General features: G+C 71.6%; 22 protein-coding genes and 2 pseudogenes. 8 read left to right on the forward strand and 16 right to left on the reverse strand.

Annotation, left to right across the window (positions count from 1 at the left end; translation table 11 throughout):
* Positions 1-46: 46 nt before the first annotated feature.
* The 4 genes from ACWC09_RS19800 to ACWC09_RS19815 form a co-directional block, all read right to left on the reverse strand.
* Positions 47-1,279: a GNAT family N-acetyltransferase gene (locus ACWC09_RS19800; RefSeq protein ID WP_450851846.1), complete on the reverse strand. Its 1,233-nt coding sequence runs from the start codon at positions 1,277-1,279 to the stop codon at positions 47-49.
* A 204-nt stretch (positions 1,280-1,483) separates the two neighbouring features.
* Positions 1,484-2,677: a glycosyltransferase gene (locus ACWC09_RS19805; protein ID WP_450851924.1), complete on the reverse strand. Its 1,194-nt coding sequence runs from the start codon at positions 2,675-2,677 to the stop codon at positions 1,484-1,486.
* A 183-nt stretch (positions 2,678-2,860) separates the two neighbouring features.
* Positions 2,861-3,988 (reverse strand): serine hydrolase domain-containing protein, encoded by a 1,128-nt coding sequence (locus ACWC09_RS19810; RefSeq protein WP_450851847.1) that lies wholly within the window; start codon positions 3,986-3,988, stop codon positions 2,861-2,863.
* Positions 3,943-4,218: a hypothetical protein gene (locus ACWC09_RS19815; RefSeq protein WP_450851848.1), complete on the reverse strand. Its 276-nt coding sequence runs from the start codon at positions 4,216-4,218 to the stop codon at positions 3,943-3,945. The genes ACWC09_RS19810 and ACWC09_RS19815 overlap by 46 nt, the downstream gene beginning before the upstream one ends.
* A 45-nt stretch (positions 4,219-4,263) precedes the next feature.
* Between ACWC09_RS19815 and pdxR the strand changes: the two genes are divergently transcribed.
* Positions 4,264-5,700 carry a MocR-like pyridoxine biosynthesis transcription factor PdxR gene (gene pdxR, locus ACWC09_RS19820; RefSeq protein ID WP_450851849.1) on the forward strand — a complete coding sequence of 479 codons (1,437 nt, stop codon included), beginning with the start codon at positions 4,264-4,266 and terminating at the stop codon, positions 5,698-5,700.
* On the opposite strand, the gene ACWC09_RS19825 is transcribed toward pdxR, so the two are convergent.
* Together ACWC09_RS19825 and ACWC09_RS19830 are read right to left on the reverse strand one after the other, a co-directional pair.
* Positions 5,687-7,447 carry a TIGR03767 family metallophosphoesterase gene (locus ACWC09_RS19825; RefSeq protein WP_450851850.1) on the reverse strand — a complete coding sequence of 587 codons (1,761 nt, stop codon included), beginning with the start codon at positions 7,445-7,447 and terminating at the stop codon, positions 5,687-5,689. The genes pdxR and ACWC09_RS19825 overlap by 14 nt on opposite strands.
* Positions 7,448-7,678: 231 nt before the next feature.
* Positions 7,679-8,152 carry an NUDIX hydrolase gene (locus ACWC09_RS19830; RefSeq protein WP_450851851.1) on the reverse strand — a complete coding sequence of 158 codons (474 nt, stop codon included), beginning with the start codon at positions 8,150-8,152 and terminating at the stop codon, positions 7,679-7,681.
* Positions 8,153-8,210: 58 nt separating this feature from the next.
* On the opposite strand from ACWC09_RS19830, the pseudogene ACWC09_RS19835 reads away from it, so the two are divergent.
* Positions 8,211-8,294 (forward strand): annotated as a pseudogene (locus tag ACWC09_RS19835) (CGNR zinc finger domain-containing protein); the annotation flags it as partial.
* A gap of 165 nt (positions 8,295-8,459) precedes the next feature.
* Positions 8,460-11,741, forward strand: coding sequence for a S8 family serine peptidase (locus ACWC09_RS19840; protein WP_450851852.1), 3,282 nt, complete (start codon positions 8,460-8,462; stop codon positions 11,739-11,741).
* A 72-nt stretch (positions 11,742-11,813) separates the two neighbouring features.
* Here ACWC09_RS19840 and ACWC09_RS19845 read toward each other — a convergent pair whose 3' ends face one another.
* Entirely contained in the window at positions 11,814-12,548 is a 735-nt protein-coding gene (locus tag ACWC09_RS19845; protein WP_450851853.1) for a hypothetical protein, read from the reverse strand.
* 1 nt (position 12,549) lies between these two features.
* Positions 12,550-13,077 (reverse strand): RNA polymerase sigma factor, encoded by a 528-nt coding sequence (locus tag ACWC09_RS19850; RefSeq protein WP_450851925.1) that lies wholly within the window; start codon positions 13,075-13,077, stop codon positions 12,550-12,552.
* Between the two features lie 308 nt (positions 13,078-13,385).
* Between ACWC09_RS19850 and ACWC09_RS19855 the strand changes: the two genes are divergently transcribed.
* Both ACWC09_RS19855 and ACWC09_RS19860 read left to right on the forward strand, forming a co-directional pair.
* On the forward strand, positions 13,386-14,402 hold the full coding sequence (locus tag ACWC09_RS19855) for an aspartate-semialdehyde dehydrogenase (protein ID WP_450851854.1): 1,017 nt from the start codon (positions 13,386-13,388) through the stop codon (positions 14,400-14,402).
* A gap of 75 nt (positions 14,403-14,477) precedes the next feature.
* The gene (locus ACWC09_RS19860) at positions 14,478-14,861 is read left to right on the forward strand and encodes a TerD family protein (RefSeq protein WP_450851855.1); all 384 of its coding nucleotides are present in this window, start codon (positions 14,478-14,480) and stop codon (positions 14,859-14,861) included.
* An 11-nt stretch (positions 14,862-14,872) separates the two neighbouring features.
* On the opposite strand, the gene ACWC09_RS19865 is transcribed toward ACWC09_RS19860, so the two are convergent.
* Positions 14,873-15,343, reverse strand: coding sequence for a DUF1203 domain-containing protein (locus ACWC09_RS19865; protein ID WP_450851856.1), 471 nt, complete (start codon positions 15,341-15,343; stop codon positions 14,873-14,875).
* A 112-nt stretch (positions 15,344-15,455) separates the two neighbouring features.
* Between ACWC09_RS19865 and pepN the strand changes: the two genes are divergently transcribed.
* On the forward strand, positions 15,456-18,020 hold the full coding sequence (pepN, locus tag ACWC09_RS19870) for an aminopeptidase N (RefSeq protein WP_450851857.1): 2,565 nt from the start codon (positions 15,456-15,458) through the stop codon (positions 18,018-18,020).
* Between the two features lie 155 nt (positions 18,021-18,175).
* Here pepN and ACWC09_RS19875 read toward each other — a convergent pair whose 3' ends face one another.
* The 3 genes from ACWC09_RS19875 to ACWC09_RS19885 form a co-directional block, all read right to left on the reverse strand.
* Entirely contained in the window at positions 18,176-18,934 is a 759-nt protein-coding gene (locus ACWC09_RS19875; protein WP_450851858.1) for an SDR family NAD(P)-dependent oxidoreductase, read from the reverse strand.
* Positions 18,935-19,016: 82 nt separating this feature from the next.
* On the reverse strand, positions 19,017-20,312 hold the full coding sequence (locus ACWC09_RS19880) for an RNA polymerase subunit sigma-70 (RefSeq protein WP_450851926.1): 1,296 nt from the start codon (positions 20,310-20,312) through the stop codon (positions 19,017-19,019).
* A gap of 41 nt (positions 20,313-20,353) precedes the next feature.
* Positions 20,354-21,238: a LysR family transcriptional regulator gene (locus ACWC09_RS19885; RefSeq protein ID WP_450851859.1), complete on the reverse strand. Its 885-nt coding sequence runs from the start codon at positions 21,236-21,238 to the stop codon at positions 20,354-20,356.
* A 127-nt stretch (positions 21,239-21,365) separates the two neighbouring features.
* Between ACWC09_RS19885 and ACWC09_RS19890 the strand changes: the two genes are divergently transcribed.
* A complete protein-coding gene (locus tag ACWC09_RS19890; protein WP_450851860.1) occupies positions 21,366-22,280 on the forward strand; it encodes an SDR family oxidoreductase in 915 nt (304 codons plus the stop codon).
* A gap of 13 nt (positions 22,281-22,293) precedes the next feature.
* Here the strand turns inward: ACWC09_RS19890 and ACWC09_RS19895 are convergent, their stop codons facing one another.
* Positions 22,294-22,941, reverse strand: coding sequence for a dihydrofolate reductase family protein (locus ACWC09_RS19895; protein WP_450851861.1), 648 nt, complete (start codon positions 22,939-22,941; stop codon positions 22,294-22,296).
* A 409-nt stretch (positions 22,942-23,350) separates the two neighbouring features.
* Here ACWC09_RS19895 and ACWC09_RS19900 point away from each other — a divergent pair.
* Positions 23,351-23,730: pseudogene (locus tag ACWC09_RS19900) on the forward strand (TetR/AcrR family transcriptional regulator); the annotation flags it as partial.
* A 66-nt stretch (positions 23,731-23,796) separates the two neighbouring features.
* On the opposite strand, the gene ACWC09_RS19905 reads toward ACWC09_RS19900, so the two are convergent.
* The 3 genes from ACWC09_RS19905 to ACWC09_RS19915 form a co-directional block, all read right to left on the reverse strand.
* Complete coding sequence (locus ACWC09_RS19905; RefSeq protein ID WP_450851862.1) at positions 23,797-24,048, reverse strand: hypothetical protein; 252 nt, start codon at positions 24,046-24,048, stop codon at positions 23,797-23,799.
* Positions 24,049-24,164: 116 nt separating this feature from the next.
* Positions 24,165-26,246 carry a 4-alpha-glucanotransferase gene (malQ, locus tag ACWC09_RS19910; protein WP_450851863.1) on the reverse strand — a complete coding sequence of 694 codons (2,082 nt, stop codon included), beginning with the start codon at positions 26,244-26,246 and terminating at the stop codon, positions 24,165-24,167.
* The gene (locus ACWC09_RS19915; protein WP_450851864.1) at positions 26,247-26,501 is read right to left on the reverse strand and encodes a hypothetical protein; all 255 of its coding nucleotides are present in this window, start codon (positions 26,499-26,501) and stop codon (positions 26,247-26,249) included.
* Between the last annotated feature and the right edge of the window lie 146 nt (positions 26,502-26,647).

A 26,647-nucleotide genomic window follows, 5' to 3' on the forward strand; every position in this document is an offset into this window, starting at 1 on the left:
GAACGAGTGGCCGTCCCAGCGGTGGGAGCGGCCGGTGAGCGCGCGGTCAGAACCAGTGCAGGCAGTGCGGGGAGCGCTCGGCGCGGAAGAGGGCGTCGGCGAGGGTGGCCGCCCCCGGGCGGTGGGCCCGGATGTGTCCGGCACGCACGAGCGTGCTCGGGGCGGTGCCGCCGAGGTAGACCGAGCCCAGGTCGCGCACGTCCAGGGACAGGTCGGGCTCCCGGTCCGTCGGGACGCAGTCGGCCTTGCCGTCCCGGACGGTCAGCAGATGGCGGCCATGCTCGTCGAGGAACGGGTCCGCGACGTCGAGGACCAGCTCGCCGTCGGTGAACCAGCCGCGCGCGGTCAGCGCCCGCGGGACGTCCAGCAACCGCACCCAGAGCCAGTCCATGTCGCCGCTCACCTCGCCTGCGCGGTAGTCCGCGAGCTGCCAGCGCAGCGGGTGCCCGGGCGGGACGTGCTTGAAGACGACCTGAGAGACCAGGTCGTGTCCGAGTACGAACCGGGCCAGGGCCGTGAAGACGGCGTCGTCGGTGGCGATGGTCTCGTCGACCGTCAAGGTCCGGGGCTCGCCGATCGAGTAGCTGGCGTATCCGTCCGGGACACCGTCGGCGTCACGGTGGACGGCGACGTAGCGCGGCGTCGGCGCGATCGGGGGCTGCCCCGCGCGCAGGGCCCACCACCGGTGCGGCCGGGACAGCGCACCGGGCTGGGCGCGGCGGTACCGGTCGTAGACCTCTTCCAGGATCTCTCCGCACTCGGCACGACGCAGCACTTCGACCGAGCCGTTGTCCGGGCCGGTCGCCGGTGCGTCGGCCAGTGCCTGTGCCCGGGGGACGCCGAGGGCGGCCTTGTGGCGCGGCACCGTCAGCTGCGCCGTGTAGGTCGCCGGTCCGTAGCCGAACCTGCCGTAGATCACGGCCTCGGAGGCCAGCAGCACGGAGAGGAACTCCCCGCGGGCCCGCAACTCGGCGAGCTGATGCCGCATCATCGCGCTGAGCACGCCCTGGCGCCGGTGCGAGGGCAGGACGCCGACGGCGGTCACCCCGGGGGCCGGGACGAGGGTCTCACCGGGCAGGGTGAGCTCGAAGGAGTACGCGGCGGCGGTGCCGACGGGCCGCCCGTCCGCCGTCAGGGCGAGCAGGCAGCGGTCCGTTTCGAGCGCCGACCACCAGAGCCCGCCGCCCTCGACCGGCGTTCCCGGGAACTGCCCGAACGCGGCATGGACTGTGTCGACGAAGACGTCCAGGTCCTCATCGGTCGTGGAACGAATCTCCATTGCCGCCGCTGCCTCCTCGAAGTACCGGCACCAGGACGCATGGTGTCCGGCCACAGTGCAGCGTGGACCCGTGGCCAGAGCAAGCGAATTACGCCAGGGCCTGTCCGGCCGCGGCACCGGAGCGATGCAAGAACCCCCCGGGGCCCGCTCTCCTCCTCCCGGCGGAAGCCTGGACGGCGTTCATCGGCACCCTCCGACCGTCCCTCACAACGGCTCGGGCAGCGCCGGCGGCATCGTCGCCTGCAGATGCACCCCGTCGATCAGCGCGGCGTAGGCCGCGATCATCCGGGTCCGGCTGAACCGTTCCCTGCCGGCCGCCAGGGCCGGCGCGAGGTCGGTCCTGGCGGTGACCGCCTCGCTCCACGCCTGCGCGATCGCCACCGGGTCCGGCGGCGTGACGAAGCCGTGCCCCGCCACGATCGCCGCGCTGTCGCCGACGTCCGTCGCGACCGGTACGGCGCCGCACATCATGCCCTCGACGAGACACAGGGGCGCCGCCTCACCCCAGGACGACGTCAGCGCCACCACGTCCGCCGCGGCGTACACCTGCTCCATGTCGTGCCGTACGCCGAGCAGATGCACCCTGCCCGCACGCCCCCGGTCCTCCCCGAACGCGACCGAGATGTCCGCGTCCAGGCCAAGGTTGACCGGCGTCATCCCAGCGCCGCACATCAGCACATGCCCCTCGGGCTCCCGCGCCAGCCACTCCCTCGCCGCCCGCAGGAACAGCGGGACGTTCTTCATGGCGTCGTAGCGGGCGGCGAAGACGACCACCGGGGCCGTGGCCGGAATCCCCAGCCCGGCTCTCAGCGCCAGTCTGCGAGCCGGGTCGGGACGGAAGCGCAGCAGATCCACCCCGTTCGGGATGACGTGCAACAGCTCCCCCGGCACCCCCGCCGCCTCGTACGCCGCCCGTGTCGACTCGGCGCAGCACACGCAGGCGACGACCGTGCCGTCGGCGATGGCCGCCTTCAGCTCGTCCAGGGCGGCGCCCTGGTTCTCGGGGTCGGAGCGGTGGAGGCAGACGACGACGGGGCGGCGGGGCAGGCCGGCCTGGTTCAGGAGCCTCAGCGGCTGCTCCTTCAGCGAAAGGATCACATCCGCGTCCGCCGTCGCCCGCGCCGTATCGGCCAGTTCCGGGCCGGTGAAAACGGCCGGATCCCCGCTCGCCCCGCCCGGACCGAAGCTCCGCCCCAGCGACGTGACGCCGACGCCGGCCCCGGTCAGCGACCGGTAGCAGGCGTCGTCCTCCATCCGCTGCCGAGTGGCCTCGCGATGCACCTCACCATGGATGCTCAGCACGCGATGATGCTGGTCACCCTCCTGTAGTCCGAGGACGACGTCGGTATGAACGATCCGGGCTCCGCCGGAGAAGAAGCCCTCGTAGACCGAGAGCACGTGCAGTCCGCGCCTCGCACGCACACGACCACCCGCCTTGCGACAAATCGAGCCATCCCCGAGAACTGCGGGTTAGCCGATATGAGGCGGCATGAATATTGCGTACGGATTAACTCGGCGCTTCGTGTCGGAGTCCTCTCGATTACACCCGGCGTTCGTTTACACGGACGTGTGAATCGCGGATCATTTGCCGCAGAACTCGGCCTCGATCACCGCGTCGCTGTCCCCCGCCCAGTCCCCGTTGAAGTTGAAGGCGAGCGAGTGCCGGCCGTCGGCCGTCACCACCGCCTCCGTCTTCGAGCCGTGGATTCCGCCGTCGTGGCCCCAGACGTGGACCCCGCAGGAGAGAGTGCGGTCCATCAGGCCGAGGCCGTAGCGGGCGCCGCCCTCCGCCGCCACCGTCGTCCTCATCTCCCGCAGCCGGCGGGGCGGGAGGAGGCGACCGGTGAGCAGGGCCCGGTAGAAGCGGTCGAGGTCGGCGGAGTCGGAGATCATCTCGCCCGATCCGTAGGCGATGGCGGGGTTGAGGGTGGTGACGTCGTAGGCCGAACCCGTGGTCGACCTGAAGGTGGAGTAGGCGCGGCTGCTGGGCTGCGGGACGGTGACCCGGGTGCCGGGGACCGAGGTGCCGGTCAGGTGGAGCGGGGCGATGACGCGGTCGCGGATTTCGGCGCCGTAGGAATGGCCGGTGACTTTCTCGATCACCATCGCCGCGAGCAGATAGTTCGTGTTGGAGTAGCTCCAGGAGGTGCCCGGCTCGAAGTTCGGCTTGTGCGCCATCGCGACCGCGAGGAGGTCTTCGGGCGTCTTGGGGTCGTAACGGTGTTTGAAGAAGCCGTCCTTCAGGAAGTACATGGTGGCGAAATCGTCGTCCTGGGTGTAATTGAAGACGCCGCTGGTGTGGTTGAGGAGTTGGCGCAGGGTGATCCGGCTGCCGTCGTGGCCGTTGCCGTGTACCGCGCCCGGCAGCCACTTCTCCACGGTGTCGTCGAGCGAGAGCCGCCCCTCGGCCTCCAGTTGGAGCACCACCGTCGCCACGAAGGTCTTGGTGACGCTGCCGACGCGGTAGCGGTCCCGGGCCGAACGGGGCCTGCCCGTCCCGGTGTTGCCCACCCCCGCGGTCGCCGACCAGGTGCCGTGCGCGTCCTTCGCCGTGGCCGTGACGCCGGGTACACCGTCGCGCACCGCCGCCTCGATGGCGGCGCGGGTCGCCGCGTGGTCGTGGGCGGGCGTCGCCGCCAGGGCGGGGCCGGTCAGGGCGGCGGTCAGCGCCACTGCCGTCGTCGCCACCAGGGCCGTACGTACACGCATGTCTTCCCCCTCATCGCCGGGCCGGCTTCGGGGGAGACAGACACGGGTCGTGGCGCGAGGGTTGACGCGTCGCGGGCCGGTTGAGCGGGTTCCGGCCGATCTTCCGCCGCCGCCACGACCGGCGCGTCCGGCAGCGCCGAGAAGACACCGGCCCTGGCGGACCAGTCCGCGAAGACGCCGGAGAGCAGCTGGTGGAGCCGGGTCGGGTGGGAGCGTCCGAGGTTTGCCATGGTTCGACGGTAGGGAGAAATGGCTCGCTGCTACTGTCCAATAGCATGCGGGAATCACAGACCAATCCGCCCAGTCTGACGGGCGATCTCCTGCTCCAGCTCGGCCAGGACGGCACCGGCCCCCTGCACGAGCGGGTCAAGCGCGCCCTGCGTACGGCGATCAGGGCGGGGCGGATCGAGGTCGGTACCGCTCTGCCGCCCAGCCGACAGCTCGCCGCCGACCTCGGTGTCTCGCGCTGGGCGGTGACCGAGGCGTACGGGCAGCTCGTCGCCGAGGGGTATCTGGAGGCGCGGACCGGCTCCGCGACCCGGGTGCGCTGGTCGAACACGGCGGACGCCGACGCGGCAGGCCGGGCGCCCCGCCCGGCGCCCGTGGCCCGCTTCGACCTGGCCCCGGGTCTGCCGGATCTACGGGCGTTCCCGCGCCGCCGCTGGGCGGAGGCGGTCCGCGCGCAGGTGACGACCGTGGCCTTCGCCGAGCTCGGCTATCCGCCGCCCGGCGGCCACCCCCGGCTGCGACGACTCCTGGCCGCGTATCTCAACCGCTCCCGCGGGGTGTCCGCCACCCCCGAGGACGTGACGGTGTGCACGAGCGTCACCGACGGCGTACGGCGTCTGTGCCAGGTCCTGCGCGCCCGCGGCATCACCGCGGTCGGCTGCGAGGAGCCGGGCTGGACGCGGCTGCGCGAGGTGATCCGCGCATCGGGTCTGGAGCCGGTGCCGGTGCGGGTGGACGCGGGCGGGCTGCGCGTCGACGACCTCGCCGGGCAGCCGGGCCTACGGGCCGTACTGGCCTCACCGGCACACCAGTTCCCGCTCGGCACCGTGCTCGCCCCCGAGCGCCGGGCCGCCCTGCTGCGCTGGGCCGACGACGTCGACGGCGTCGTACTCGAAGACGACTACGACGCGGAGTTCCGCTACGACCGGCGTCCGGTCGCGGCCCTGCAGGGCATGGACCCGTCCCGGGTCGTCCTGTTCAAGTCGCTCAGCAAGATCCTGTCTCCCGCGCTCGGCATCGGCTGGCTCGTGGCGCCGCCGCGCTGGACCCGCGAGCTGCATCTGGCCGACCAGACGGCGGCCCAGCCCCCGCCCCTCGACCAGCTGGCCTTCGCCGACCTGCTGGAGTCCGGCGCCTATGACCGTCATCTGCGCGCCTGCCGGAAGCGGTACCGGGAGCGGCGGGACGCACTGGTGCGGGCGCTCGCCGAGCGGTTGCCGAAGGCACCGGTGTCCGGGGTCGCGGCCGGGCTGCACCTCATCCTGCGACTGCCCGCCGGCGTGGACACCGGGGCCGTGGTCACGGCCGCAGCCGCCCGCTCCCTCCTCCTCACCGACCTCGCCCGCTACCACGCCACCGAGGACCACGCCGATCACGGCCTGGTCCTCGGATACGGCAACCTCGCGGACGGCATGGTGGAGGAGGCCGTACGACGCCTGCGCGAGGCGCTCGTCGACGCGCGCAACAGCCCTAGCCCTTCTTGAGCACCAGCTCCGTGTTGCGGTCGTTCGGGTCGCCGCCGAGGGTCTTGGCGGCGCCGGGGGCGTTGTAGGACAGCTCGCGGTAGAGGGCCGCGAGGCCGGTCTGGGTGAGGTCGGAGAAGTCGGTGCGGTGCGGGGCGGCCGACTCGACCAGGGTGGTGAAGAGGGAGAGGGTGCCGTCCTTGTTGTCGGCGATCTCGATCACGCGGGCGAGTTGGGGGTAGTCCACGTGCGAGGCGGTCGAGATCTCCCAGAAGGAACGGCCCCCCGACGCCTTGTGCGGGGTGATGTCGTTGCGGTGGATGTGGCCGTTCACCCAGGCGAGCACGTTGGCGTGCTTCGCCAGGAGCGAGACGACCTCCTGGCCGCTGTGGCGTCGCTCGTTCGGCCGGGCGGGGTCGACGTGCGAGGTGTTGTCCATCGTTTTGCTGGTGTGGTGGCTGAAGACGATGGCGTACGAGTCCTTGTTGTCCCGCAGTTGCCTGTCCAGCCAGTTCAACTGGGCCGTCCCGATGGAGCCTTCGAAGTGGCCGCCCGGGTCGGTGGTGTCGATGCTGATGCCGATGACGTCGTCGGCGATGCGGAAGGTGTAGTACTGGGTGCCCGCCGCGAGGTTGGCGGAGGAGTAGCCGTGTCCGACCGGGCCGAGACCGCGGTGGGCCGGGTCGAGGTGGGCCTTGAGGTAGTCGGTCGGGGTGTACGGCGCCCGCTTCTCGTCGGCGGTGACCGCACGCATGTCCCGCACATGGGACTTGAGCAGATCCCGGAAGGCGGTGCCCTTCGGGTCGTTGCCGTTCTTGATGTGGTCCTGGAGCTTCTTCGCCTCGGACGCGGACAGCGTCATCAGCTTCTTGCCGCCGACCGCGTACTCGGCGAGCCAGGAGTCGCCGTGGCCGTAGCAGCCCAGCGGCAGGGCGTCGTGGTTGCCGACGGTGGAGTACCAGGGCAGGTTGAGGCCGGGGCTGCGGACCTCGCGGACGGCGGCGGCCAAGAAGCCGTCGAGGTGCGGGAAGCCGAGCTGCTTGTCGCCGTCGCGGACGGTGGAGTCGGGCTGCCAGTACAGCTTCAGCCCACTGTTCTGGACACCTTCGTAGTGCCGCGGATCACCGGAGTTGGGCGTGATCTTCCCGCCGCTCATGATGGTGAGGAACCACTCGAGTTCGGTCCGCGAGTTGTTGTCCGTGTTGTCGCCGGTGGTCATGGCGAAGTGCAGCGGCGTGCCGGTGACGGGCGCCCCACGCAGGGCGTTGATCCGCTCGACCAGCGAGATCGCCCCCTGCACGGTCAGCGCCTCGTGCGGGCGCCAGGCGTGCGGGTCGGCCGAGCGCAGGTACTCCAGCCGCAACGGGTGCTGGGAGTCGATCAGATGCAGGTCGGTGAGCTGCACGAAGGCCGCGAGAGCGGTACGGCGGCCGGCGCGGCCCGACTTGGGGGCGGCGAGCTCGCTGCGTACGACACGGGTCCAGCCGGGGCCGTCGCCGAGACGGCGGTACGGCGTGCTGGTGCGCGGGGCGGCGACCGCGGCGAGGGTGGTGCCCTTCGTGTACGGCGCGAGGGGCGCGGCCTCGACCTGGCGGGAGTGCGCCACGGTGGCCTGGTGGGCGTCGGCGGCCGTGGTGGCGGCCTGGCTGTCGGTGGGCCGCAGGGCGTAGCCGACGCCTGCGGAGACGGCCGCCGCGCCGGTGGCGGCGAGGACGGTACGGCGGTTGATCGCCGGGGTGGCGGCGACGACAGAGCGTATGCGCGACATGGCGCGATCTCCCCGAGTGCGAACGCGTCGGCAGTGGTCGCGGGCCGTCGCTTCCGCGAACTTCCCGCTCGTACTGGATGCTTGGCACCGGGAATGGCCTGCACGTGAACGAGACGGCAACGGGTGACACCGATCACCGTACGTGGATCTTGGGCCACCCTGTGCGTTTGCAGGTGCTCGTCGGGTGGCCCGGGGGCGGTCACTCCGTGTTCATCTTTCGGGGTAGTGAAGCTATTCCGCGGGGCTTTGCAGGGTGGCCGCCGTCACATGGCCCGTCACCGGCCGGTCCCGCCACAGCGCCAGTCCGATGTCCACCAGCCCCACCCGGTTCAGACCTGTCACCTCCTCCAGTGGATGCCAGGCCGCCAGGTCCGTCGAGCCGCCGATCTCGGGGCGGAGTTCGCCGCCCGTGACGCGGCCCTCGTAGACCAGGCGCAGGCCTTGGTGGTCGACGGCGCGGCCGAAGCGGCGGGGGAAGTGGAAGCGGTTCGTGTGGACGCCCAGAAGGCCGGTGATCTCGATCAGGTAGCCGGTCTCCTCCTCCACCTCCCGCAGGACCGTGTCGTAGGGGTCCTCGCCGTGTTCCATGCCGCCGCCCGGCAGGGTCCACTCGGGCCGGCCGTCGTCGTCGGTCCCGCGGGCCAGGAGGAGTTGGTCGTCGCGGACGCACATGGCGTAGGCCGCCACCCTCAATTTCCTTCGCACAGGGGGAAGTTAGCCCGGGATCGGAGGATTGGCAGGTGAGTATTCCGGCGCGGACACCGGCACCCGGCTCTGGTGCTCCATGGCCGCCCGCGGAAACCGGGCGGAGGCATCACGCCATTACGCGCGCTCGAAGCAATCCTGAACCGCCGGGCGATTTGGCGCTATTGGCGACTCATGCACCTAAAGTGCATAGCGGGTTTTCCCCATACGTCCATATCGTTTCGGTCAACACTTCCCAAACAACTGTCCCTTGGGTAAAGCTGTGCGCTCGTCCGGCACTGGAAACTTTCACCTACAAGGGATGCCGATGACCCTCACCCCCCAGAGACGCGTGGCCCGCATAGCCGTGGCCGCCGGTCTCGTCGCCGCGCTCTCCGCGGCGGGGCCGATACCCCTGGCCTTCTCCGCCGACGGTCCCTCCACCACCGCCCCCTCGGACGGCACCGTCAAGTCCGCCGAGGACAAGCTCGGTTCCGACGACGCGGACCTGCTCGCCGAGGCCAAGGCCGACGGCGACAAGAACGTCACGATGATGGTCGCCACCGCCCCCGGCCGGACCGAGCAGGTCGCCAAGGAGCTGGACGCGGTCAAGGGCGGCATGGTCGGCAGGACGTACGACAAGCTCGGTTACGTCCGCGCCACCGTCCCGACGGGCAAGGCGGACTCGGCCATCGCCGCCGCCGCGAAGCTCTCCTCCGTGCACGGCATCGACCTGCGCAACGAGATACCGCTGGACGACCCGAATGTCGCGTCCTCCGCCAAGTCCTCGTCGGCTGCGGCCACTTATCCGGCCCCCGACAAGAAGACCCCCGCCAGGAACCCGTACAACCCGTCCTTCGAGACGGGCGCCGTCGACTTCGTGAAGGACCACCCGAAGGCGGACGGCCGCGGTGTCACCATCGGCATCCTCGACTCCGGCGTCGACCTCGGCCACCCGGCGCTGCAGAAGACCTCCACGGGCGAGCGGAAGATCGTCGACTGGGTGACGGCGACCGACCCGGTCAACGACGGTGACAGGACCTGGCGTCCGATGCTCACCTCGGTCTCGGGGCCCACCTTCACCTACGGCGGCAAGACCTGGACGGCGCCGGCGGGTTCGTACAAGGTCAGCACCTTCCTGGAGTCGTACACCACCGGCGGTGACGCGGCGGGCGACGCGAACCGGGACGGGGACACGACGGACAGCTGGGGCGTGCTGTACGACGCCGCCGCGGGGACCGTCCGCGTCGACCTGAACAACAACAACGACTTCGGCGACGACACCCCGATGAAGCCGTACAAGGACGGCTTCCAGATCGGGTACTTCGGCACCGACAACCCGGCGACGGACGTCGTCGAGCGGCAGCCGTTCGTCGTCGAGATCCGCAAGGACGTCGTCTACAACTCCTCCGGTTCGAAGGCCGACTTCGTCAACATCGGCGTCATCGAGTCCGAGCACGGCACGCACGTCGCGGGCATCACCGCGGCCAACGGCCTGTTCGGCGGCAGGATGAACGGCGCGGCACCCGGCGCGAAGATCGTCTCGTCCCGCGCCTGCACCTGGACCGGCGGCTGCACCAACGTCGCCCTCACCGAGGGCATGATCGACCTGGTCGTCAACCGCGGTGTCGACATCGTCAACATGTCGATCGGCGGCCTCCCGGCGCTCAACGACGGCAACAACGCCCGCGCCGAGCTGTACACGCGCCTCATCGACACCTACGGCGTCCAGCTGGTGATCTCCGCCGGCAACTCCGGACCCGGCGCCAACACCATCGGCGACCCGGGCCTCGCCGACAAGGTGATCTCCGTCGGCGCCGGCATCTCCAAGGAGACCTGGGCCGCCAACTACGGCTCCAGGGTGGAGAAGAAGTACGCCCTCCTCCCCTTCTCCTCCCGGGGCCCGCGCGAGGACGGCGGCTTCACGCCGACCCTCGTCGCGCCCGGCGCCGCGATCAACACCACCCAGACCTGGCTGCCGGGCGCCCCGGTGGCCGAGGCGGGCTACTCGCTGCCGGCCGGCTACTCGATGCTGCAGGGCACCTCGATGGCGTCCCCGCAGGCCACGGGCGCTTCCGCGCTGCTGCTGAGCGCCGCCAAGCAGAAGGGCATCGACCTCACCCCGGCGAAGCTCCGCACCGCCCTGACCTCGACCGCCCACCACATCAAGGGTGTTCAGGCGTACGAGGAAGGCGCGGGCCGCATCGACATCGTGGACGCGTGGGACGCGATCCGCGACGACGCCACCGCGCACGACGCCGTGTCCAATGACTACGCCGTGAAGGCGCCCGTCGACACCGCGATCGACTACGCGCTGAAGACGCCGGGCTTCGGCACCGGTCTGTACGACCGCGAGGGCGGCCTCAAGGCCGGTGACAAGAAGACGTACGACGTCACCGTCACCCGAACCTCCGGTCCGGACAAGGCCGTTCGGCACAGACTGCGCTTCGAGAACAACGCCGGTGACACCTTCAAGCTCCTCGGCGACGACGACGTGAAGCTGCCGCTGAACCAGCCGGTCACGGTGAAGGTGCAGGCGCACCCGCGGTCCGCCGGCATCAAGAGCGCGATCCTCGACGTCGACGACCCGAGGACCGAGGGCGTCGACAAGCAGATCCTGACGACCGTCGTGGTCTCGACGCCGGTGAAGCACACCTTCTCCGCCGCGAACACCGTGCAGCGCAACAGCTCGCAGTCGTACTTCGTGACCGTGCCCGAGGGCGCCAAGTCCCTCGAAGTGGCCATCGGCGGGCTGAAGGACAAGAGCCAGACGCGGTTCATCGCGATCCACCCGTACGGCGTGCCGGTCGACAACACGGGCACCCCGTACTGCTACAACAACTACCTCGACGGCAACGGCTGCAAGGCCGACGTCCGTTCCTACGCCGACCCGCAGGCCGGTGTCTGGGAGATCGAGGTCGAGTCGCGCCGTACCTCGCCGCTGCTCGACAACCCGTACAAGCTGGACGTCGCCGTCTACGGCGTCGCCTTCGACCCGGAGACGGTGACCGTCCCCGAGGCCAAGGTCGGCGTCCCGGCCACCGCCTCCTGGAAGGTCACGAACAACTTCGCCGCGATCGACGGCAAGCTGGTCGGCGGCCCGCTCGGCTCGGCCAAGTCGGCCCGCCCGACGATCAAGGAGGGCGAGACCCAGGTCACCACGGTCGAGGTGCCCGAGGGCGCCAAGTCGCTGGACGTCGCCATCGGCAATGTCTCCGACGCCTCCGCCGACCTCGACCTGACGGTGAAGAACGCCGCCGGCACGGTCGTCGGCTCGTCCGCCGACGGCGACTCGGAGGAGGCGGTCTCCCTCGCCTCGCCCGCCGCCGGTACGTACACCATCGAGGTCGCGGGCTACTCCGTCCCGGCCGGCTCGACCGCCTACGACTACCAGGACGTCTTCTTCTCCGCCGCCCTGGGCACGGTCACGGTCGACGACTCGACGCCGGTCAAGCTCGCCACGGGCGCCTCGGCGACCGTCTCCGGCAGCGTCACCGCCGCGGCGGCCGCCCCGGAGGGCCGTGAGTTCTTCGGCCAGGTCCAGCTGGTGAACGGCAACGGGACGGTGGCGGGCCTCGGCAGCGTGAAGATCGAGAAGGTCACGCCGTAGTGCTGTGTGACATGTGACATGTGACATAGCACTGAGGGCGGGCGTCCGTGCGGGACGCCCGCCCTTCCCCTGTCACGGGCAGCTGATGTCGGCCGACTCCGGCAACGCCTGGGTGATCCCGGCGCGTTCGGACGCGACGGCCTTCTCGCCGACGACCACCTGGTCGGGGATGGCCGAGTGCGGCGGGATCGCCACCAGGAGGTGGTCGCCCTTGTGGAGGGCCTTGGCGACGGTGTCCTGGTCGAGCAGGAAGGTGATCTCCTTCCTCCCCTTCTTCGGTTTGTACAAGTGGGTGATGTGCAGAGTGACCCGCTCCCGGCCGGAGGTGCCGGTGACCTTCTCCACGCGCGTGACCTGGCCTTCGGCCACCAGGGCGCTGCAGGCGAGGTAGTTGGCGCTGAAGAAGGGCGAACGGGCGGCGGAGTCGGCCGACTTGGCGCCCTGGTCGCTGCTCGAACTGTCGCCGACGCCACCCCCGCCCTGCGCCAGCAGCCAGCCCATGCCCGACAGCACGCCCGCGACGGCGGCGACGGCGAGTCCGGCGGTGGCGAACCTGCGCACCCGGGGCCGGGCGGGCCGTGACACCCGTACCGGAACCGTCCTCCTCTGCGGCTGTGGGTCCTCGGCCAGTGCGTCCCCGATCAGTCCGAGCCGCTCCCGCAGCAGCGCCACATCGGCCACGGCCCTGCGGTGCTCGGCGGCGAAGGCGGCGTCGGCCAGGGCCTCGGCGGTCGGCTCCTCGCCGGTGATCGCGGCCATGAGCGCGTCGGTGCCGTCGTACTCGTGGGTCTCGTGTTCGGCGGTCATCTCACACCACCTCGTCCTCGTGCAGACGGGCGCGCAGGGCCCGTACCGCCGTGTGCAGGCGGCTCTTGACCGTGCCCTCGGGGACGCCCAGCTCCTGGGCGATCGAGCGGACCGGCAGGTCGGCGTAGAAACGCAGGACGAGGACCTGGCGCTGGGAGTCCGGCAGTTCGTCGAGGCCCTGGGCGACGGCGAGGGAGAGCACGCTGGTGTCCTCGCCGGAGGGCTGCTCGTGCTGTCGCAGGGAGGACAGTCGCTCCCCGAGCCGCTCCTGGCGTTTCTTGGCCCGGTGCCAGTCCATGGCCAGGTTGGAGGCGACGACGGCCGCCCACGCGGAGACGTCGCGCGGGGCCTCGTACCCCTTCGCCGCTCGCTCGAGCAGCCGCAGGCGTACCTGCTGTACCCCGTCCAGCAGGTCCGCCTGCGGCACCCCGCCCAGGGCGAGCACCGCCCGCACCCGGCGTTCCTGAGCCGCGTCCAGGGGATCGCCGTGATCGTCCTCCTGGGCACGGCGGGCCTTTCTGCGCAGCACAAGCCACCCCCTCACCGCGTTTCCTCTACGACGCCGCGGCGCACGGAAACGTTCGGCCGGGGGGCGAAGAACTTTTGTCGAGGCGTACGTCACACCCGTGCGCGGGTGCAGCACAGCTTGCGGCACGGGGTGGCCGTAGGGCGAATTTCTCCAGCTCAGCGGGGGTGCGGCGGGAGTTCCGCAACCGTTGATCACTCGTCCGCGTCCCAGCTGTCGGGCATGGGGCGCAAAGAATTGGACAGGTGGACCCGGGTCGGCCGCATGATGGAAACGCCGCAGACATACAAGGAACGGGTGAAGGAGTCGCCGTGAGGGTCGGAATCGTCGGAGCCACCGGTCAGGTCGGGACGGTCATGCGCAGCATCCTCAAGGAGCGCGCCTTCCCGGTCACCGAGCTGCGCCTGTTCGCCTCGGCCCGCTCGGCGGGGACGGTCCTGGACGGCGTGACGATCGAGGACGCGTCGACGGCGGACTACACCGGCCTGGACATCGTGCTGTTCTCCGCGGGCGGCGCCACCTCCAAGGCGCTGGCCGAGAAGGTCGCCTCGCAGGGTCCGGTCGTGATCGACAACTCCTCCGCCTGGCGCAAGGACCCCGAGGTCCCCCTGGTCGTCTCCGAGGTGAACCCGCACGCGATCGCGGACCGCCCCAAGGGCATCATCGCCAACCCGAACTGCACGACGATGGCCGCGATGCCGGTGCTGAAGGTGCTGGACGCGGAGGCCGGGCTTCAGGCGCTGGTCGTCGCCACCTACCAGGCGGTGTCGGGCTCGGGCCTGGCGGGCGTGGCGGAGCTGCACGGGCAGGCGCAGAAGGTCGTCGCCGACGCGGACAAGCTCACGCACGACGGCGGCGCGGTCGACTTCCCGGAGCCCGGCGTCTACAAGCGCCCGATCGCCTTCAACGTCCTGCCCTTCGCGGGCAACCTCGTCGACGACGGTCTGAACGAGACCGACGAGGAGCAGAAGCTCCGCAACGAGTCCCGCAAGATCCTGGAACTCCCCGAGCTCAAGGTCTCCGGCACCTGCGTGCGCGTCCCGGTCTTCTCGGGTCACTCCCTCCAGGTCAACGCCCGCTTCGCCCGCCCGATCTCCCCGGAGCGCGCGACGGAGCTCCTCGCCGAGGCCCCGGGCGTCGAGCTCTCCGACATCCCGACCCCCCTCCAGGCCGCCGGCCAGGACCCGTCCTACGTCGGCCGCATCCGCCGCGACGAGACGGTGGACAACGGCCTGGCCCTGTTCATCTCCAACGACAACCTCCGCAAGGGCGCCGCGCTGAACGCGGTGCAGATCGCGGAGCTGGTGGCGGCCGAGCTCAAGGGCTGACACCCGCCTGTCACTCCGTGCGGGAACCCGCAGAAACCGGTCACACAGCCGTGCGGTTCATGTGAAGATCGCGCCATGACCCGGATGGCCAAGGGCGGCAATCTGCCCGTTCCCACGGAGACCCTTCAGGTGACGGTGGCATGGCAGCACGGGCCCGGCGTTCCGGACGTGGACGTCTCGGCCCTGCTGCTCGACGCGACGGGCCGGGTCCGGTCCGACGCCGACCTCGTCTTCTACAACCAGCCCGCGCACCCCTCGGGCACCGTGCGCCACCTGGGCAAGGGGCAGGGCTCCGACGGGGGGACGGCCGACCGGATCTGGCTCGACCTGGCGGCCGAGGACGAGGTGGATCTCCTCGTCAACGAGGTGGGCCGGTTCGACGTCCTGGCCCCGGTCCAGGGCCCGGGAGTGCTGCGCGTGGGCGCCGACGGGCCCTGGCGGATCGCGGTGGGCGGCTGACGCCCCGGCCCTCAGTCCCGGCGCACCTCGTAGAGGAAGCACCCGAACTCGACGGCCCGTACGTGCACGAGTGCCACGGCCGGGTCGTCGAAGGCGTTCCGGAAGGCCTCGTCGTCGGCGGCGTCGACCAGCTCGCCTCCGAGGATGTGCCCGTCGGCCGAGTAGCGGCGGACGGTCCTGTGGGCGTCTGCGAAGGGGTAGCCGTCACCGTCGGGCCCCGGGCACTGCTCGGCGTGGACGAAGACGGGGCCCTGCTCGTCGTAGGCGCCCGGCCGGGCACCGGTCTCGGCCGCCCAGCGGCGCAGGGGGGCGTAGGAGACCAGGGCGATCCGCTCGCCCGGCTCGCTGCGGCGCAGGCAGCACCTCAGCGGCGCCCCGCCCTCGTCGTCGGTCACGGGAACCATCTCGCGCCCCGCATCGTCAGCAGAGCGCAGCTCCTTCAGGATCACGGGGGTGATGGGTCGTGCGGTGTAGGTCGTCATACAGCCACGGTCGCGCGTGTCCGGCCCGCTCACCGGCGGCAAACGGACATCGCGTTTACCTGGGCTGCCGTGGAAGGATGACCGAACCCACACATAACGAGGAGATGACCGCGTGCCTGGCACAAACCTGACTCGCGAAGAGGCGCAGCAGCGGGCGAAGCTGCTCACCGTTGACTCGTACGAGATCGATCTCGACCTCTCCGGCGCGCAGGAGGGCGGTACCTACAGGTCCGTGACCACGGTGCGCTTCGACGTGGCGGAAAACGGTGCCGAGTCCTTCATCGACCTGGTGGCACCGACCGTCCACGAGGTGACACTGAACGGGGACCCGCTGGAGCCCGACGAGGTCTTCAAGGACTCGCGGATCGCCCTGCCGGGGCTGCTCGAGGGCCGCAACATCCTTCGTGTCGTCGCCGACTGCGCCTACACCAACACCGGTGAGGGACTGCACCGGTTCGTCGATCCCGTCGACCAGCAGGCCTATCTCTACACCCAGTTCGAGGTGCCGGACGCGCGGCGCGTGTTCGCCTCCTTCGAGCAGCCGGACCTCAAGGCGACCTTCCAGTTCACGGTGAAGGCCCCGACCGGCTGGACCGTCATCTCCAACTCTCCGACGCCGGAGCCGAAGGACGACGTCTGGGTCTTCGAGCCGACGCCGAGGATCTCGTCGTACATCACCGCCCTCGTCGTCGGGCCGTACCACTCCGTGCACAGCGTGTACGAGAAGGACGGGCAGAGCGTCCCGCTCGGCATCTACTGCCGGCCCTCGCTCGCCGAGTTCCTCGACTCCGACGCGATCTTCGAGGTGACCCGGCAGGGCTTCGAGTGGTTCCAGGAGAAGTTCGACTACGCGTACCCGTTCAAGAAGTACGACCAGTTGTTCGTGCCGGAGTTCAACGCGGGCGCGATGGAGAACGCCGGGGCGGTGACGATCCGGGACCAGTACGTGTTCCGGTCCAAGGTGACCGACGCCGCGTACGAGGTGCGCGCGGAGACGATCCTGCACGAGCTGGCCCACATGTGGTTCGGCGACCTCGTCACCATGGAGTGGTGGAACGACCTGTGGCTGAACGAGTCGTTCGCCACCTACACCTCCATCGCCTGCCAGTCGTACCACCCCCAGTCGCGCTGGCCGCACTCCTGGACCACCTTCGCCAACTCCATGAAGACGTGGGCCTACCGGCAGGACCAGCTGCCGTCCACGCACCCGATCATGGCCGAGATCGGCGACCTCGACGACGTGCTCGTCAACTTCGACGGCATCACGTACGCCAAGGGCGCGAGCGTGCTGAAGCAGCTCGTCGCCTACGTCGGCATGGACGAGTTCTTCGCGGGTGTCCAGGCGTACTTCAAGCGGCACGCGTACGGCAACACGCGCCTGTCCGACCTGCTCGGCGCGTTGGAGGAGACCTCCGGCCGCGATCTGACGACCTGGTCGCAGAAGTGGCTGCAGACCGCCGGGATCAACATCCTCCGCCCCGAGGTCGAGACGGACGCCGACGGCGTCATCACCGCCTTCGCCATCCGCCAGGAGGCCCCCGCCCTCCCCGCCGGCGCCAAGGGCGAGCCCACCCTGCGCCCCCACCGCATCGCCATCGGCCTGTACGAACTCGACGACGCCAGCGGCAAGTTGGTGCGCGACGAGCGCGTCGAGCTGGACGTCGACGGCGAGTTGACCGTCGTACCGCAGCTGGTCGGCAAGCGCCGTCCGGCGGTGGTGCTGCTCAACGACGACGACCTGTCGTACGCCAAGGTCCGCCTCGACGAGCAGTCCCTCGCCTTCGTCACCGAGCACCTCGGCGACTTCGAGTCGTCCCTGCCCCGCGCCCTGTGCTGGGCGTCGGCCTGGGACATGACCCGGGACGCGGAGCTCGCCACCCGCGACTACCTCTCCCTGGTCCTCTCCGGTATCGGCAAGGAGTCCGACATCGGCGTGGTGCAGTCGCTGCACCGCCAGGTCAAGCTCGCGATCGACCTGTACGCCGACCCGACCGCCCGCGAGGCCCTGCTCACCCGCTGGACCGACGCCACGCTGGCGCACCTGCGGTCCGCCGAGGCGGGCAGCGACCACCAGCTGGCGTGGGCGCGGGCGTTCGCGGCGACCGCCCGTACGCCGGAGCAGCTGGACCTCCTGGAGGCCCTGCTGGACGGTTCGCAGACGGTCGAGGGCCTGGTCGTCGACACCGAGCTGCGCTGGGCGCTCGTGCACCGGCTCGCCTCGGTCGGCCGGTTCGACGAGGCGGAGATCGCCGCCGAGTACGAGCGGGACAGGACGGCGGCCGGCGAGCGCCACGCGGCCAGTGCGCGTGCCGCCCGCCCGACGGCGGAGGCGAAGGCGGAGGCCTGGGCGTCGGTCGTCGAGTCCGACAAACTGCCGAACGCCGTGCAGGAGGCGGTCATCGGCGGCTTCGTGCAGACCGACCAGCGTGAGCTGCTGGCGTCGTACACGGAGAAGTACTTCGAGGTGGTCAAGGACATCTGGGAGTCCCGCTCGCACGAGATGGCCCAGCAGATCGCCGTCGGCCTGTACCCGTCGATCCAGGTCTCGCAGGCGGTCCTGGACCGCACGGACACCTGGCTCACCGACGCCCAGCCGAACGCGGCCCTGCGCCGTCTGGTCTCCGAGTCCCGCTCGGGCGTGGAGCGCGCGCTGAGGGCTCAGGCGGCCGACGCGTAACGCTCCGCTGGAAGTGCCGCGAGGTGTCGTCCATCGTGTGCGGCACCGTCGTGGCTGGTCGCGCCCACGCGGCGAAGCCGCACCTTGATGCGGCCCCGCGCCCCTTTGGGGCGCTGAGGGCGCCCGGTGATGTGCCGGGCGCCCTTCGCGTGTCCTCAGCGCACGACCATCCCGCCGGTCACGTTGACGAAGGTGCCGGTGATGCCGGCCGCGTGGTCCGAGGCGAGGAACACGGCGGTGGCGGCGATCTCGGCGAGGGTGGGGTTGCGGCGGGTCATGCGCATCCGGGCGAGGTTGTCGATGATGCCCTGGACGGCGGCGGCGTCGATCGCCGGGTTGACGGCGGAGAGCTTCTCGACGGTGAACGTCTCGGGCACCCCGGCCGCCCACAATCCGACGGCCCGCACCCCGCGCGGACCGCACTCCAGCGCCAGATTCCGTACGAGGGTGTCGATCGCGGCATCGGCGGGCCCGGTTCCGCCCATCATCGGACTGCCATGCGCGGAGCCGCTGTTGAGCGTGAGGATCACGCCCGAGCCGCGCTCGGCCATACGGCGGGCTGCGCCACGCGCGGTGAGGAAGTTGGCGCGCAGGCCGTCGGTCACCGGCCGCAGGAAGTCGTCCACGGGCATCTCGGTGAGCGGGGCGCCCTGCACGTCGCCGCGCGTCACGAGGTTGAACGAGACGTCGACCTCGCCGACGCGCGCGAGGTGCTCCTCGACGGCCGTCTCGTCGAGGGCGTCGACCACCGCGACCTCGGCGTCCTTGATGTCGGCGGCCACCGCCTCCAGCGTCTGGCGGGTCCGTCCGACGAGGTGCACCCGGGCGCCCTCGGCGGCGAAGGCACGGGCGACCGCACCGCCGATCGAGCCGCCGGCGCCGTAGACGATCGCGGTCCTGTCGGTGAGCAGCATGGTGTTCTCCTTCGGAAGTGTTCCGTGTCGGTCGGCCATACAGACGCACGGCACCCCGATCACTCATCGGTCGGGAGGGGGGTCACAGCCGCAGCGGCAGTCCGAACGCCGGGAACAGGTGCGGCTCGAAGGAGGTGATCTCCGTGATGCGGTCGTCGGCGTCGAAGCGGAGGACGTCGAGGACCTGGGCGCGGTAGACGTGCGTGCCGGGTCGGCGGACGTACCCCCCGGCCGCCAGTCGGCCGTTGGCGCGGGCGGGCAGGTGGCGCCAGTGGCCGAAGAACATGGGGGACGCCGGATCGAGGGTCGGGCGCAGGAACTCCAGGAGTGCGTCGCGACCCGTGAACCAGAACGGGTTCGGCGGCATGGTGAGCGTGACCTCCTTGGCGAGCAGGTCGGTCATCGCCGCGAAGTCGAGGTGCTGGGCGGCCGTCATATACCGCTGCAGGGCGGCGCGTTGGGCCTCGGTGGGCTCGGTGGCCGTCCAGTCGGCGCGCTGTGCGGGCAGGTGGTCGCGGAGGGTGGGGCGGGCGCGCTGCAGGGCACTGTTGGCGGAGGCGACGGTCAGGCCGAGGGCCTCCGCGGTCTCGGCGGCGGACAGGCCGAGCACGTCCCGCAGGACGAGAACGGCGCGCTGGCGGGGCGGGAGGTGCTGGAGGGCGGCGAGGAAGACCAGCTCCAGGGTCTCGCGGGATACGGCGGCGGCCTCGGGCTGTTCCTCGGCGGAGGGCAGCTCGTCGTCGGGGTAGGGCTGGAGCCAGGTGACCCGGGCTGGGGGGTCGCCGGTGCCGTGGTTCATGCCGGGGATCGGCTCGTAGCGCCGGGGGCGACGGGCGGTGCGGCGCTGGAAGTCGAGGCAGGCGTTGGTGGCGATGCGGTACAGCCAGGTGCGGGCGCCGGCCCGCCCCTCGAAGGCGTCGCGGGCCCGCCAGGCGCGCAGGAAGGTCTCCTGTACGAGGTCCTCGGCGTCGTCGTAGGAGCCGGTCATGCGGTAGCAGTGGACGTGGATCTCGCGGCGGTGGGACTCGGTGAGGACGGCGAAGTCGGCTTCGCCGAGCTCGGGGGCTTTCGTCACGGAGGCCGTCGTGACGGAATCACCGGCGCTGTCCCGGGCGACCCGGGCGATACGCCGCAACCGCGCGACGGACGCCGACAGTTCGGTCACCCCGGAGTACAGGACCGAGGCCGGCTGGGGCACCAGCTCCGTCACCCTGCGCCCGATGTCCTCGATCAGCCCCTGCACACTCGGCCCGCCCTGCTGCCGCTCCCGGTACGCCTTCTGCCGGCAGGCGGCAGAGCAGTAGACGGAGCTGCGGCCGGTCCGCCCCTTCCGGCCGGGCAGCGGCTTGCCGCAGACAGCGCAGACGTCGGCGACCACGGGCACCTCCGGGGGTAGCGTCACGCGGGGACTGTGTGACGCTACCGCGGCTCCGGGCCGGTGAGATGGCTCCGGGCGTACTTGCGGAAGGCCGTCACCAGTCGGCTGCGGTCGCCGGCGCGGGTGGCCAGGGCCACCTGGCTGGGCTCGACGCCGTGCAGCGGGACCGCGGTGACATCGGGGCGCAGTCTGGCGCCGGGCGGGTAGGCCGTGATGACCAGGGCCTCCCCGGCGGCGACGACTTCGAACTTGTCCTCCAAGTCCAGGATCTCGGGGCCGTCGGGCACCGGGCGACCGTCCGGTCGGGGTTCGATACGCCAGAAGGCGGCCCAGGCGGGATCGGCGCCGATGATCCGGGGCATCGGCTCGCCCGCGATGTCGTCGAGGGTGACGGACTCCTTGCCGGCCAGCCGGTGATCGACGGAGACCACCACGGCCCGGGGCTCGTCGTAGAGGACACTCACCTCCAACTGGTCCGTGACGAACGGCAGTCGGGTCACCACGGCGTCCACCCGGCGGTCGAGCAGAGCCGTGCGCGCCTCGTCCCAGCGCAGGTGCCGGCTGCGCACGTCGGCATCCGGATGCCGACGTCGCAGCTCCCGTACGGCCGCGGTGACGATCAGGCCGCTGGTGAAGCCGACGGTGATCCGGCTGGGCTCGGCGGCGGCGCGGGCCTCGGCCACGGCCTGCTCGGTGGAGCGCAGCAGCGCCTTCGCCCGGGGCAGGAACGCCTCGCCGGCGTCGGTGAGCCGGGTGCCCCGCGGGGTACGGTCGAGGAGCCGGGCGCCCACCTGCTGTTCGAGGCCGGCGATCTGCCGGCTCAGGGACGGCTGGGTGATGTGCAGGGCCTCGGCGGCCCTGCCGAAGTGGCGGTGCTCGGCGACGGCGGTGAAGTACCGGACCAGGCGGAGGTCTAGGTCGGCCATGAACCCAACCTACCTGTGGTGATGCCCGAAGCGTATTGCCCGATGCGAAACAGGCTTTGGACGCGGACCCTGACCCCTCCGGACGATGGAGGCACATCCACTCCCCCTCCCTTGGAAGGGCCGCATCATGCGCGTATTCGTCACCGGCGCCTCCGGTTTCATCGGATCGGCCGTCGTCCGTGAACTCCTCGACGCCGGTCACCAGGTCACCGGCCTCGCCCGCTCCGACGCCTCCGCGGCGGCGCTGACCGCCGCCGGGGCCGAGGTGCACCGGGGCTCGCTGGAGGACCCGGACAGCCTGGCCGAGGGTGCGGCCGCCGCCGACGGCGTCGCCCACCTCGCCTTCATCCACGACTTCGCGAACGTCGACTTCGCCGCCGCCTGCGCGGTCGATCGGCGGGCGATCGAGACGATCGGGGCGGCGCTGGAGGGCTCGGGGAAGCCCTTCGTGATCTCCTCGGGCACGGCCTTGCTGCAGCAGGGAAGGGTCGGCACCGAGGAGGACACCTCCACGCCGACGTCGTTCGGGTGGACCCGGGCGCAGAACGAGGAGACGGCCGTCGCGCTGACCGACCGAGGGGTGCGGCCCGCGTCGGTCCGGTTCGCGCCGTCCGTGCACGGCCGGGGCGACCATGGTTTCGTCTCCCAGCTGATCGCCATCGCCCGCGACAAGGGTTTCTCGGCCTATGTCGGCGACGGCGCCAACCGCTGGCCCGCCGTGCACCGCACGGACGCGGCACGCCTGGTCCGGATCGCCCTGGAGTCGGCGCCGGCCGGCTCCCGGCTGCATGCGGTCGGCGAGGAGAGCGTGCCGTTCCGCGACATCGCCGCCGTCATCGGCCGGCATCTGGATCTGCCGGTCCGCTCCATCGCCCCCGAGGAGGCGGAGTCCCACTTCGCCTGGCTCGGCCACATCGTCCCCCTCGACATACCGGCGTCGAACGCGCTCACCCGCAAGTGGCTGGACTGGGAGCCGACGGGTCCGGGGCTGCTGGCGGACCTGGAGGAGGGGCACTACTTCGACCGGCCGGCCTCCGCGTAGCGCCCCGCCCGTGTCACTTCCGCCAGAACAGGTGGTGCGTCACGCCGCTCGGGCTGGGTACGACGTCCAGGTGGAACCGGTCGCGCAGTTCGTCCGGCGACTCCCACAGCCGTAGCCCGGTCCCGAGCTTCACCGGCGAGACCACGATGTGCAGGGTGTCGACGAGGTCGGCGTCGAGGAACTCCCGGATGGTGGTGACTCCGCCGCCGAGCCGGACGTCCTTGCCCTGTGCCGCCTCCCGCGCCCGCGCGAGCACGGTGGCCGGGTCGGCGTCGACGAAGTGGAAGGTCGTGTCGGAGAGCGTGAACGAAGGACGCGGGTGGTGGGTCAGGACGAACACCGGGGTGTGGAAGGGGGGTTCGTCGCCCCACCAGCCACGCCACTCGTGGTTCTCCCAGGGGCCGCGCTGGGGTCCGAACTTGTTGCGGCCCATGATCTCGGCGCCGATGTTGTGGGCGAAGTCCCGGGTGAAGTAGTCGTCCAGACCCCGGCTCCCGCCCGGGTCGGTGCGGTTGGGCCAGCTCGCGGTGGCGCCGGCCCAGACGAACAGCCGCCCGGGGTCGACGCCGTGCCCGAACGGCCGCTCCAGGCTCTGGTCCTCGCCGGCACCGATCCCGTCGCTGGAGACGGTGAAGTTCTGGACCCTCAGTAGCTGTGTCACGCATTCCTCCTGTTGCTGTCGACGACGGTGGTACGACTCCCGGGACCGGCGAAACTCGTCGCGGCGCGCGCCGCCGCCCGGGGGCAGGCCGTTCCGTCCGCCCCTGGAGAGCGCCCCCTCCACTGAAAGCGCCCCCGCCGCCTCCCGCAACGCCGCCGGCACCCGCCCCCCGTTATGTCTTTTGCGGTCCTGCAAGAGGGCCGCTGGCCTCCGGGCCCGGCATGACTGTTCCCCCCCTGCCGAACGGATGACCTGGGGGGTGGTGTCACCGGGCCCGGGAGGTGCCGTTGGAGACGCTGATGAGAGGTCCGACTACCGCCTGGCCTGGCGCAATGCCCAGCCGGGAGGAGAGTGGCCGGCTCCTCGGCCAGCCTCACGTCCGCCAGGACGAGGGAACGGATCGCCGATGGAAAGTCTGTTCGCGGCGGCCGTCGCGGTCGACCTGGAGCTGCCGGACCTCGCTGCCGGGTGCTCACCCGGCACTTCCTGCGTCTGTGGGAGGAGAACGAGGAGCTCACCGCCCTGCTCCGGGTCTCTGCGACCGACCGGGCCGGAGCCGAGCGGATGCAGGGCATCTTCCAGGAACAGCTGCTGCCGGTGGCCCGGCAGGCGTGTCCGGACCCCGAGCAGGTCCCGGCCCGGGCGGCGCTGATCGCGTCGCAGCTGCTCGGGCTGGCCCTGACCCGCCATGTGCTGCGGATTCCGCCGGCCGTGGCGCTGCACCCGGAGGAGATCGTGGCCTGGCCGGCGCCGACCGTGCAGCGGTATCTGACGGCGCCGAGCCCGTGAGAACGCGCCGAGGGCGCCGACCTCACCGCACGCGGGTGAGGCCGGCGCCCTCGGTGAAACGTGCGGTCAGGCCTTCGCCTTGGTCTTCGGCTCGCGGTCCTTGGATCCGTCCAGGACCATCACCAGACCGGCGATGATCGCGAACAGGGCGATCGGGGCGGCGACATAGAGGCCCAGCGTGTCGATGACACTCAGGCCCTTGCCGGGGTCGTCGCCGTCGTCGCGGGTCAGCGCGAGCGCGGGGGACGACATGAGCAGCATCATCAGCGTCGTACCGGCGGCCAGGGCGCCGGCGCGCAGGGCGTTCTTCTTGTCCACGAGGCCAAAAGTATCCAACGCCGATCGGGGGCGCGCGTCCGGGGGTGCCGTATGAGGCCCACCGCGGTCGCCCGGCGTCCCGCCCACGGTCGCCCGCGTCGGGCGACCGGCCGCGGCTACGTCGGCTGCCGCAGCACCTCGATCAGCGCATGCAGTCTCCCCGACCCCGCCAACTCCTCCAGCGTCACCGGTCTCCCCTCCGCGTCCGCGATGGGCAGCCGCCAGTTCGGGTACTGGTCCCAGGTGCCCGGCAGGTTCTGCGGGCGCCGGTCGCCGACGCAGTCCGGCAGCCAGACGCCCACCATCCGGGCCGGCGTCCGCAGCAGGAACCGGTGGACGGCCTGGATCTCGGCCTCCTCCTGGGACACGCCGTGCCCACCCCCCGTGCCCCGCAGCAGCCCCAGCCGGGCGAGCAGCGCCAGCCACTCCCCCGCGTCCGCCGCGGCCTCCGCCCGCTCCTCCTCCAGCGGCCGGGTCAACAGCCCCAGCCGGTCCCGGAGTTCGACATGCTCCCCGCTGAGGCGCGCGGCCGTGGGCGGCAGGTCGTGGGTGGTGGCGGTGGCCAGGCAGTCCGCCCGCCACGCCTCCGGCGGCAGCGGACGGCCGTCGCCCTCCCAGTCCCGTTCGAACCAGAGCACCGAGGTGCCCAGCACCCCCCGCTCACGCAGCCGCTCCCGCACCCCCGGCTCCACCGTCCCGAGGTCCTCCCCGATGACGATCGCCCCGGCGCGCGAGGCCTCCAGCACCAGCACGGCGAGCATGGCCTCGGCGTCGTAGCGGACGTAGGTGCCCTCCGTCGGTGGATGCCCCTGTGGCACCCACCAGAGCCGGAACAGGCCCATGACGTGGTCGATGCGCAGGGCGCCGGCGTACCGGAACAGCGCCCGGAGGAGGCGCCGGTACGGCGCGTAGCCCGACTCGGCCAGGCGGTCCGGTCTCCAGGGCGGCAGGCCCCAGTCCTGGCCGCGCGCGTTGAAGGCGTCCGGTGGGGCACCCACCGACATCCCGGCCGCGAAGTGGTCCTGCTGGGCCCAGGCGTCGGCACCCTCGGGGTGCACACCCACCGCCAGGTCGTGCACGATCCCGACCGGCATCCCGGCCTCGCGGGCCACCCGCTGGGCGGCGGTGAGCTGGGCGTCGGTGAGCCAGGCGAGACGGCAGTGGAAGTCGACCCGGTCCATCAACTCGGTCCGGGCGCGCGCGGTTTCGGCGGAGCGCGGGTCGCGCAGCCCGGCCGGCCACCGCCTCCAGTCGGAGCCGTGCACCTCGGCGAGGGCGCACCAGGTCGCGTGGTCCTCCAGCGCCTCGCCCTGCTCCGCGAGGAAGTCGACGTAGGCCGCCCGCCGCCCGGGCCCCAGCGGCACCTCGCGGATCAGCTCCAGCGCCTCCCGCTTGAGCTCCCACACGGCGTCCCGGTCGATCAACGCGCCCTTCTCCAGGACGGATCCACGCAGCCGGTCGGCCCGCTCCAGCAGCACACGGACCCGCTCGCGGTCCTCGACGTACGCGTACTCCGGCACGTCCTCGACCCGCAGATGCACGGGGTCCGGGAAGCGGCGGGAGGAGGGGCGGTAGGGGGACGGGTCGGTGGGGGCGCCGGGGACGGCCGCGTGCAGGGGGTTGACCTGGACGAAGCCGGCGCCGAGCGCGCGGCCGGCCCAGGCGGTGAGTTCGGCGAGGTCGCCGAGGTCGCCCATGCCCCAGGAGTGCCGGGAGAGCAGGGAGTAGAGCTGGACGAGCAGGCCGTACGAGCGTGCGGTGGGCGTCGGCAGCCGGGGCGGGGCGACGACCAGGTGGACGTCGGCGGTGCGGCCGTCGGGTGCGGTGGCCGTCAGCCGGTGGATGCCGGGCGGGAGTTGGTCGGCGGCGGCGCGGGTCTCGCCCTGCTCGGTCTCGATGCGCAGTCGGGTGCCGGCCGGGAGCTCGGCCAGTGCGGGGGACGCGGTGTCCGCCCATTGCACGACGGTCGGCGGCAGCAGCCGTTCGGACAGCTCCCGCTCGCGGGCGGCGAGGGCGGTGCGGATCGCCTCCTCGGTGGCCGTGTCGATGCCCAGGGCGGCGAGGGCCAGGGCGACGGCGGTGGCCGAGGCGGCGACGGTGCGGTCCGGGGAGGGGCTGTAGGAGGTCGCGACGCCGTGCAGCCCGGCGAGCCGGGACAGGTCCTCTGAGGGCGGTTCGGCCGGCCCCTGCGCCGTCATCTAGGGCCTCGTGGAGCCCGGCTCGAAGGCCGCCGAGTCATGGGGCTCGAAGGCCGCCGACTCGCTGGTCAGGGGCGCCGCGTCGGCGAGCGGCGGCTCGCTGGTCAGGGGTTCCGCGTCGGGCAGCGGCGGCTCGCTGGTGAGCGGGGTCTCGGCGCAGGCGCCCTCGGCACTGAAGACGCAGAAGTGCGGCTCGGGCTCGAGGGACGGCAGCTGCGCCACGGGTTTGGAGAGGGGGTATGCCGGTGCGGCCACGAGGGGCCTCCTTTTCGGGTACGGCGAGCTTGCGGGCTATCGCAGCCCTACCCAGTGGGCGCGGCGGCAGACGTACGGGACGCAACTACGTGCCTCTCCTCACATTCTGAACCGGGCGCCGGAACAAGTCACCTTCCGCATCGGGA

The sequence above is a fragment of the Streptomyces sp. NPDC001617 genome (assembly GCF_053596855.1).